This is a genomic window from Amycolatopsis sp. SID8362 (assembly GCF_010550475.1).
Lineage (GTDB): Bacteria > Actinomycetota > Actinomycetes > Mycobacteriales > Pseudonocardiaceae > Amycolatopsis > Amycolatopsis eburnea.
The window spans coordinates 1-8,015 of the sequence record NZ_JAAGNB010000457.1; the positions used below are offsets into that span (position 1 = coordinate 1).

Annotated in this window: 9 protein-coding genes; 1 reads left to right on the top strand and 8 read right to left on the bottom strand. The window is 71.9% G+C overall.

What is annotated here, in order from left to right:
- The 4 genes from G3I65_RS14410 to G3I65_RS14425 all read right to left on the bottom strand — a co-directional run.
- A partial coding sequence (locus tag G3I65_RS14410) for a SulP family inorganic anion transporter (RefSeq protein WP_160696561.1) occupies nt 1-509 on the bottom strand: 509 nt, incomplete at its 3' end.
- Between the two features lie 208 nt (nt 510-717).
- Entirely contained in the window at nt 718-1,995 is a 1,278-nt protein-coding gene (locus tag G3I65_RS14415) for an adenosylmethionine--8-amino-7-oxononanoate transaminase (RefSeq protein ID WP_160696562.1), read from the bottom strand.
- Between the two features lie 17 nt (nt 1,996-2,012).
- Nucleotides 2,013-3,215: a cytochrome P450 gene (locus tag G3I65_RS14420; protein ID WP_160696563.1), complete on the bottom strand. Its 1,203-nt coding sequence runs from the start codon at nt 3,213-3,215 to the stop codon at nt 2,013-2,015.
- A 22-nt stretch (nt 3,216-3,237) separates the two neighbouring features.
- Entirely contained in the window at nt 3,238-3,651 is a 414-nt protein-coding gene (locus G3I65_RS14425; RefSeq protein ID WP_163046689.1) for an SRPBCC domain-containing protein, read from the bottom strand.
- Between the two features lie 65 nt (nt 3,652-3,716).
- On the opposite strand from G3I65_RS14425, the gene G3I65_RS14430 reads away from it, so the two are divergent.
- Nucleotides 3,717-4,340, top strand: coding sequence for a uridine kinase (locus tag G3I65_RS14430; protein WP_160696564.1), 624 nt, complete (start codon nt 3,717-3,719; stop codon nt 4,338-4,340).
- 4 nt (nt 4,341-4,344) lie between these two features.
- Here the strand turns inward: G3I65_RS14430 and G3I65_RS14435 are convergent, their stop codons facing one another.
- From G3I65_RS14435 to G3I65_RS14450, 4 genes are all read right to left on the bottom strand, one after another.
- Nucleotides 4,345-5,502 carry a glycosyltransferase family 4 protein gene (locus tag G3I65_RS14435; RefSeq protein WP_309235456.1) on the bottom strand — a complete coding sequence of 386 codons (1,158 nt, stop codon included), beginning with the start codon at nt 5,500-5,502 and terminating at the stop codon, nt 4,345-4,347.
- A 90-nt stretch (nt 5,503-5,592) separates the two neighbouring features.
- Nucleotides 5,593-6,645 (bottom strand): NlpC/P60 family protein, encoded by a 1,053-nt coding sequence (locus G3I65_RS14440; protein ID WP_309235457.1) that lies wholly within the window; start codon nt 6,643-6,645, stop codon nt 5,593-5,595.
- A gap of 423 nt (nt 6,646-7,068) precedes the next feature.
- Entirely contained in the window at nt 7,069-7,326 is a 258-nt protein-coding gene (locus G3I65_RS14445; protein ID WP_160696565.1) for a hypothetical protein, read from the bottom strand.
- A 180-nt stretch (nt 7,327-7,506) separates the two neighbouring features.
- Nucleotides 7,507-7,884, bottom strand: a complete 378-nt coding sequence (locus tag G3I65_RS14450; protein WP_160696566.1) for a hypothetical protein — start codon at nt 7,882-7,884, stop codon at nt 7,507-7,509.
- Nucleotides 7,885-8,015 lie beyond the last annotated feature (131 nt).

Genomic DNA, 8,015 nt, shown 5'->3' on the forward strand with positions numbered 1-8,015 from the left:
TGGTCGTGGTGCGCGGCGATCTGCCGCGGCAGCGCGGCGACGTTGGCGAGCGCGGAGCCCCGCGCCGTCCCGCCGAGCACGACGTGCAGCTGCCCGAGCACGAGCGTGACCCCGATGCCGGCGAGCAGCCCGTGCACGATGGCGGGCGAGACGGCGAGCGCGGCCCGGGCGGCCCGAGTCAGCCCGAAGAGGATTTGCAGCAGGCCGGCGGCGACGGTGATCGCGCAGGTGACCGGCCAGCCGTGGGTGGCGATCGTGTCAGCCAGCACCACGGTGAGGGCGGCGGAAGGCCCGCTGACTTGCAGCGGCGACCCGCCGAGGAGGCTCGCGACCAGCCCGCCGACGACGGCGGAGATCAGGCCCGAGAGCAACGGCGCCCCGGCGGCGAAGGCCACGCCGAGGGACAGGGGGACGGCGACGAGGAAGACGACTATCGACGCGAGGAGGTCGTGCTTGAGGTTCTGCTTCGGGGGGCCGGTGTCGTGTTCGCCACGAACGATCTCGATCATGGGGGCAGGATCGCCGAAACCGGACGAAAAGTCCGCTACGCAAGCATTTCTCGCGTTTGGTCCGGTACGGGATCGGTGCGCTCACCCGGACCTTTCACACGGACCGCCCCCACCGTTCGCGTGGTGTCGATCTTGCTCCGGCACACAGCGCGACGATGAGAGACCTTCGGGTCTCGCTGTGGGCGTGGTCACACCCGATGTGCTGAAATCACGCCTTTTCGGCGACCGCGAGCATCGCACGGGTGATCACCGCGAGGTCGTCGTCCGTCGAAACGTACGGGGGCATCGCGTAGACGAGGTCGCGGAACGGGCGCAGCCAGGCGCCGTGCTCGGTAACCACCTCGGTCGCCACCGCCATGTCGACCGGGTGGTCCAGCTGGAGGACGCCGATGCCGCCCAGCACCCGGACGTCCGTCACCGACGGGAGGTCGCGGGCCGGGGCGAGGCCGTCCAAGAGACCCTTCTCCAGGCGGGTGACGTCCTGGCGCCAGGTGCCGTCGGCGAGCAGGCCGAGCGAGGCGTTCGCGACCGCCGACGCCAGCGGGTTGCCCATGAACGTCGGGCCGTGCGCGAGGACCGGGAGCGCGCCGCGGGAAATACCCGCCGCCACCTCCGGGGTGCACAGGGTCGCGGCCATGCTCAGGTAGCCGCCGGTCAGCGCCTTGCCGACGCACAGGACGTCCGGCGTCACGCCCGCGTGCTCCGCCGCGAACAGCGTGCCGGTGCGGCCGAAGCCCGTCGCGATCTCGTCGAAGATCAGCAGCACGTCGTGCGCTTCGGTCAGTTCGCGCAGCGCGCGCAGGTACGCGGGGTGGTGGAAGCGCATGCCGCCGGCGCCCTGCACGACCGGTTCGACGATCACCGCCGCGAGTTCCCCCGCGTGCCGGGAAATCGCTTCCGCCAGGATGTCCACATAGGACTGGTCCGGCGGCGCGTCGAACCCGGACGGCGGCGCGGGCACGAAGACCTGCTCGGGCAGCACTCCGCGCCACAGCGAGTGCATGCCGCCGTCGGGGTCGCACACGCTCATCGGCGTGAAGGTGTCGCCGTGGTAGCCGCCGCGCCAGGTCAGCAGCCGGCGTTTCTCCGGCAGCCCGCGCGAACGCTGGTACTGCAGGCACATCTTCGCGGCGACCTCGACCGACACCGAGCCGGAGTCGCAGAGGAAGACGTGCTCCAGCCCCTCGGGCGTCACATCGACCAGCGTCTTCGCCAGGGTGATCGCGGGTTCGTGCGTCAGGCCGCCGAACATGACGTGGCTCATCCGCCCGGCCTGCGCGGTGAGCGCGGCGTCGAGCACCGGGTGCCGGTAGCCGTGGATGGCCGACCACCACGACGACATCCCGTCGACCAGCTCCCGGCCGTCGGCCAGCTTCAACCGGACGCCGCTCGCCTCGGTCACCAGCAGCGACGGCACCTTCGCCGGCATCGGCGCGTACGGGTGCCACACGTGCTGGGCGTCCAGAGCGAGCAGGTCGGTTTCCATTGGCCGACCCTACGACGTCACTTCAGCCGGACCGGCAACGCCTCCAACCCGTGCACCAGCGAACTCGGCCGGTAGGCCAGCTCGTCCGGCTTCGCGTCCAGCGCCAGCTCCGGGAACCGCGCCAGCAGCCCGCCCAGCGCGATCTCCGCCTCCAGCCGGGCCAGCGGCGCGCCGACGCAGTAGTGGATGCCGTGCCCGAAGGCCAGGTGCCCGCCCGCCGCGCGGGTGATGTCCAGCCGGTCCGGCTCCGGGTAGCGCTCGGCGTCCCGGTTCGCGCCCAGCAGCGAAACCAGCACGAACTCGCCTTCCGGGATCGTCACGCCGCCCACCTCGACCGGCTCGGCCGTGAACCGGATGGTGGCCAGGTGGATCGGGCCGTCGAAGCGGAGGAACTCCTCGACGGCGTTCGGCATCAGCTCCGGCTCCGCGCGCAGCCGGGCCAGCTGCGCCGGCTCGCGCAGCAGCGCCAGGACGCCGTTGGCGATCAGGTTGACGGTGGTCTCGTGCCCGGCGACCAGCAGCAGGAACGCCATCGAGACCAGCTCGGGCTCGGACAGCGAGTCCCCGTCGTCGGTCGCGTGCACCAGGTCCGACAGCAGGTCCTCGGCCGGCTCGGCGCGCTTGCGCGCGATCAGGTCCGTCAGGTACGCGTACATGCTCTTCGCCGCGGCCTGCATCGCCTCCGGTTCCGCGGAGCTGAGCAACGTCCTCGACCACGCGGAAAACTCGGTGCGGTCCGCCGCGCGCACGCCGAGCAGCTCGCAGATCACCGTGATCGGCAGCGGCGCGGCGAACGCGGGCAGCAGGTCGGCCCGCTCCTGCCCGGCCAGCGCGTCGAGCAGCTCCGCGGTGATCTCCTCCACGCGCGGCCGCAGCCGGGCGATGGTCCGCCCGGTGAAGGCCTTGTTCACCAGCTTCCGCAGCCGCGTGTGGTCCGGCGGGTCGGAGTTGAGCATGTGGAAGCCCAGGTCCTGCCCCAGCCCGCCCTGCATGGCCTCGCCGGACGGCAGCTTCGCCTCGAACAGCGCGCGGGCCCGCGCGCTGTTCTTGTGCAGCCGCGGATCCGCCAGCAGCGCCCGCGCCTGCGCGAAGTCCGTCACGATGTAGCAGTCCAGGCCGCGCGGCATCCGGGCCCGGCGCACCGGGCCGCCCGCGCGCAGCAGCTCCGAGAACAGGTGCGCGTCCTGCGCGAAGTCCTGGGCCACTTCGAAAGTCGTCATCCGCTCCCCCGTGCAGTCCGCTTCAGCGCTCGGCGAGTGCCGCCACCACGCGCTCGGTCACGTCCTGCCAGTATGCCCGCTGTTCCTCCCGTTCTTCCGCGTCCGCGAGCCATTCCTGGTGGAACCGCAGCGTGGTCTTGGCACCCGCGCCGCTCAGCCGCACCTGGACGGTCGAGTCGTGGTCCCAGTCGCTCGGCCGCCAGGTGAGCCGCACGCGGTCGTTCTCGACGTAGCTGCGGACCTCGCCGACCGTGCCGTTCGCCGTTTCGTACTCCGCGCCCGCCTCCCGGGGCAGCTCGACCCCCGGCCCGAGCCAGATCGCGACGCCGTCCCGGCCGACCAGGAAGTCCCACACCGTCTCCGGCGCGTACGGCAGGGTCCGCGAAACGCCGATGTTCCACCCGGCATCGGCCGTTTTCCCCACTGGTGAAGTCATGCCCACATCTTCGCACCGGGGTACGACAAAACCGGGCGGTGGCCCGGCTGGGAGGATCGGTCCTCGTGCGCTACCGCCCCATTTCCCCGGCCGTGCTGGCCGAAGAACTGACCGACCGCATCGACGCGCTCACCGGGCGTCCCCGGTTCGCGGTCGCCGTCGACGGCGCGGCGGGTGCGACGGAAACCACAGAACTCGCGGACGCGCTGGTCGACCCGCTGCGCCTGCGCGGCCGCGCGGTGCTGCGCGTGTCCGCGCACGACTTCCTGCGCCCCGCGTCGCTGCGCTACGAGCACGGCCGCACGAACCCCGACGCCCGCTACACCGACTGGCTCGACCTCGGCGCCCTCCGCCGCGAAGTGCTCGATCCCCTGGGCGACGGCGGTTCCGGCGAAGTCCTGCCGTCGCTGTGGGACGCCGGGCGCGACCGCGCGACCCGCGCCGAGCGGGTGCCCCTGCCCGAAGGCGGCGTCGTGCTGCTCGACGGCGAACTGCTGCTCGGCGCCGGGCTGGCCTTCGACCTGGCCGTGCACCTGTGGCTCTCCCCCGCCGCGCTGCGCCGCCGCGTGCCCGAGGAGTGGGCCGTCCCGGCTTACGAGCGCTACGAAGAAGAAGTGGACCCCGGCTCGCTCGCCGACGTCGTCGTGCGCGTCGACGACCCGCGGCACCCGGCGCTCTACACGCCGTGAAACCTCAGCGGACGACGGCCACCGGATCGCCGTCGAGCAGGCCGGACAGCCGCCCGGCCAGGGTGTCCCACCGCCAGTTCTCGGTGACCCAGGCGCGGCCCGCCTGCCCCATCCGGCGTGCCCGCACCGGGTCGCCGAGGAGGCTGGCCAGGGTGTCGGCCAGTTGGCCGGTGTCGCGGCCCTCGACGACGTGCCCGGTGACCTCGTCGAACACCGTTTCCGGGGCCCCGCCGGAGTTGCCCGCCACGACCGGGAGCCCGGTCGCCGACGCCTCCAGGTAGACGATGCCGAGCCCTTCGACGTCGAGCCCCTTGCCGCGGGTGCGGGCGGGCATCGCGAAGACGTCGCCCGCCGCGTAGTGGGCGGGCAGCTCGGCCCACGGCACCGAGCCGGTGAGCACGACGTCACGCTCCAGGCCGAGCCCGGTGACCAGCTCGGTGAGCTTCTTGCGGTACGGCCCGCCGCCGACGATCAGCAGTGCCGCGTCCGGGACGCGCTCGCGGATCAGCGGCAGCGCGCGGATCAGCTGGTCCTGGCCCTTGCGCGGGACCAGCCGGGACACGCAGACGACGGTCGGCCGGTCGGAAAGCCCGTGCCGCGCCCGGATTTCCGCGCGGCCGGCCGGGTCTGGTTTGTACAGTTCGGCGTCCACCCCGGACGGCAGCAGCTCCAGCCCGGCCATCGGGCCGAACGCGGCGGCGAACCGGCCGCGCGTGTAGCGGCTGACGTAGGTGACGGCGTCCACGGTGTCGCCGATGCGCCGCAACGCCTGCCGTGAGGCCGGGAGCATGGACCAGCCGACTTCGTGGCCGTGCGTCGACGCCACGATTCGCCGCGCGCCGGCCTGGCGCAGGGAGTGCCCCAGCAGCGCCAGCGGCGCCGCCGCGCCGAACCAGACGGCTTCGCAGTCCCGCGCGCGCATGATCTGCTTCGCGCGGCGGAGCACGTCCGGCGTCGGCAGCATCAGCGACGTCGGGTGCCGGACGACCTCGAACGGCGCCTCGGCGTCGAACTCCTCGTGCGACCCCGTCCGCGACTCCCACGAAGGCGCGTAGACGACCAGGTCGTCCGCCGGCAGCCGGGTGGCGAGGGAGTTCAGGTAGTTCTGGATCCCCCCGGGCCGGGGCGGGAAGTCGTTGGTCACGAGGAGGGTCTTGAGCACGCCCCAGAGGCTAGCGGCCGTGCGGAACGGCGGAGGGGCGGCACCGCGTGCGCGGTGCCGCCCCTCCGGGGTGCTGCGGGTGCTGCGGGATCACGCCGTCGGGCGGCGCGCCCCCGAGTACTGGCTCTGCAGCGGGGAAATCTTCACCACGTCGCCGGTGTCCGGCGCGTGCACCATCTTGCCGCCGCCGATGTACATGCCGACGTGCGAAACGGGCGAGTAGAAGAACACGAGGTCGCCCGGCTGGAGCTGGTCGCGCGGCACCGCGGCGCCGAAGGTGGACTGCTCGCGGCTGGACCGGGGCAGCTTGATCCCGGCCTTGCCGTACGCCCACAGCATCAGGCCCGAGCAGTCGAACGAGTTCGGCCCGGTGTCGCCCCAGCCGTACGGGGTGCCGAGCTTGCTCAGCGCCGCGTCGACCGCGGTCTGGGCCGCGGCGGTGGGAGCCGTGACGTTCGGCGCCGTGCCGCCCTTGTCGCCCTGCAGGGCCTTGTCGGCCGCGCTGAGGTTCTTGTTGGCGGCCTTGAGCTGCTCGATCTGGTCGTTGAGCGTCTTCTGCTTTGCCTGGATGTCCTGCGTCAGCTTCGCCGCGGCGTCACGGGCGTCCGTCGCGCGCTTCGCCGCGTCGGTCGCCTTGGCGGTGGCGTCGTTGGCCTGCTGGACGGCGCCGGTGAGGTTGCCCATCGCGCCGTTCTTCTCGGTCGCGATGACCTCGAGCGCCGAGGAGCGGTCGAGGAAGTCCTGCGTGGACGTGCCGGCCAGCAGCGCGGACAGCTTGTTCAGCTGGACCCCGCTGGTGAACGACGCGCCGGCGAACTTGTCGACCTCGGTCTGGTACTTCTTCTGGTTCTCGGTCGCCTGGGAGGCCTGGTCCTTCGCCGCGTTGACGTCGTTGGTGGCCTTGTCGAGCTCACCCTGCTTGGCCTTCAGGTCGTCCTGGGCCTTGAGCAGGTCTTCGTTGAGCTTTTCGGCCTGTGCCGCGAGGTCGCGGTACTGGGCGAGGGCGTCCGAACCGGTGGGCGGGGCCTGGAGGACGGGGACGGGGGCGGCGGTGGCCGTCGGCTGGGCCACGGTGACGAGGGTGATCACCGCAGCCGCGGCGAGGGCACCTGACACCACGCGCCTGACTGGATGCGACTGCACGGTCGCGCGGGTCTCCTTTGGTCTCGGCCGCCGTCGGGGACCGGGGCACGAAGAGGCCGGGGAGTCCTCTTCGCCGCTCGTCCCCACCGCTTCGGGGCTGCTTCTGCCGCAACAGGTGAAGCAAGCGGTGGTGGTTCCGGATCCCAGCTTCCCGACAAAGCTGCGCCCGGCGGCGATCTCGCGTCGCCGCCTCATCGACGGCCGGGGGCCACGAGATCTCGGACAGGTTACGAAAAGACCGGCACCACGTCCACCACCCGTCGGCCAAAAACTCTCCGTAGCGCCCGGAAACACCATCGGACCAGGAGTGGAGAAAACATGTGATGGGCGTTACACGCTGGGGATATTCCCAGGGCCTGTTCGGTCACCGACCGTTCACCTGATCCGATCGACCATTCGGCGCGCCGACACGAAACGGGCGTGTCAGGCGCTGCGCAAGGCGGCTCCCTCCACCAAGCGCAGCCGCGGCACCATCCCCGCTTCGGCGAGCGCGTCGACGGCGCGGCGCTCGTCGGCGTCCCACACGACGGCGGGCGGCGCGCCGAGCAGCACGCTGATCACGCAGTCGTGGCAGGAGATGCCGCGCACGACGCAGCGATCGCAGTCCACCACGATGCTCTCGATGTCCTCGACGGAAATGTGCGAGACGTCCACTTCGGACAGGTCGGTCGCGTCGTTCATGTGGTCCTCCTCACGTCGGAACTGACTTGAGGAGACGGTAAGGGGCACCACCGACAATTTCCGGCGTCCGGGCTCCGGCGGCGGGCGGGACGCCATGAACGACCCTTTCATGGCGTCCGACGAGGTGAACGACTCGTTCATGACATCGCGGGCCGGGTGAACGGGCCGCGCCCCGGCCGATCAGACCCGCGAGAGGCGGCTGACCAGCACCGAAGCCGGCGCCGGGTGGGCCCCGGCACCCCGGACCGAGTCCGCCACCGCGCGATCCGACGACAATTTCCGGCGCCCGGGCTCGGACAGCGGCGCGCGAAACGCCATGAACGACCCTTTCATGGCGTCCGACGACAGGGCCCCGGCAAAGTCGGGCAGCACGACCGATCCGCCCCTCCGCGACGACATGAACGAGTCATTCACCTCGCCAGACGACATAAATGACCCATTCACAACATCCCCGCGACGCCGGGCAAGGCACGCAGCCAGCCTGCGGCCGGTCACCCGCTCGCCGGCGCGCGACTTTGCCGGGACCCTGGCGTCCGACGAGGTGAACGACTCGTTCATGACATCGCGGGCCGGGTGCACGGGCCGCGCCCCGGCCGATCAGACCCGCGAAAGGCGGCTGACCAGCACCGAAGCCGGCGCCGGGTGGGCCCCGGCACCCCGGACCGAGTCCGCCACCGCGCGATCCGACG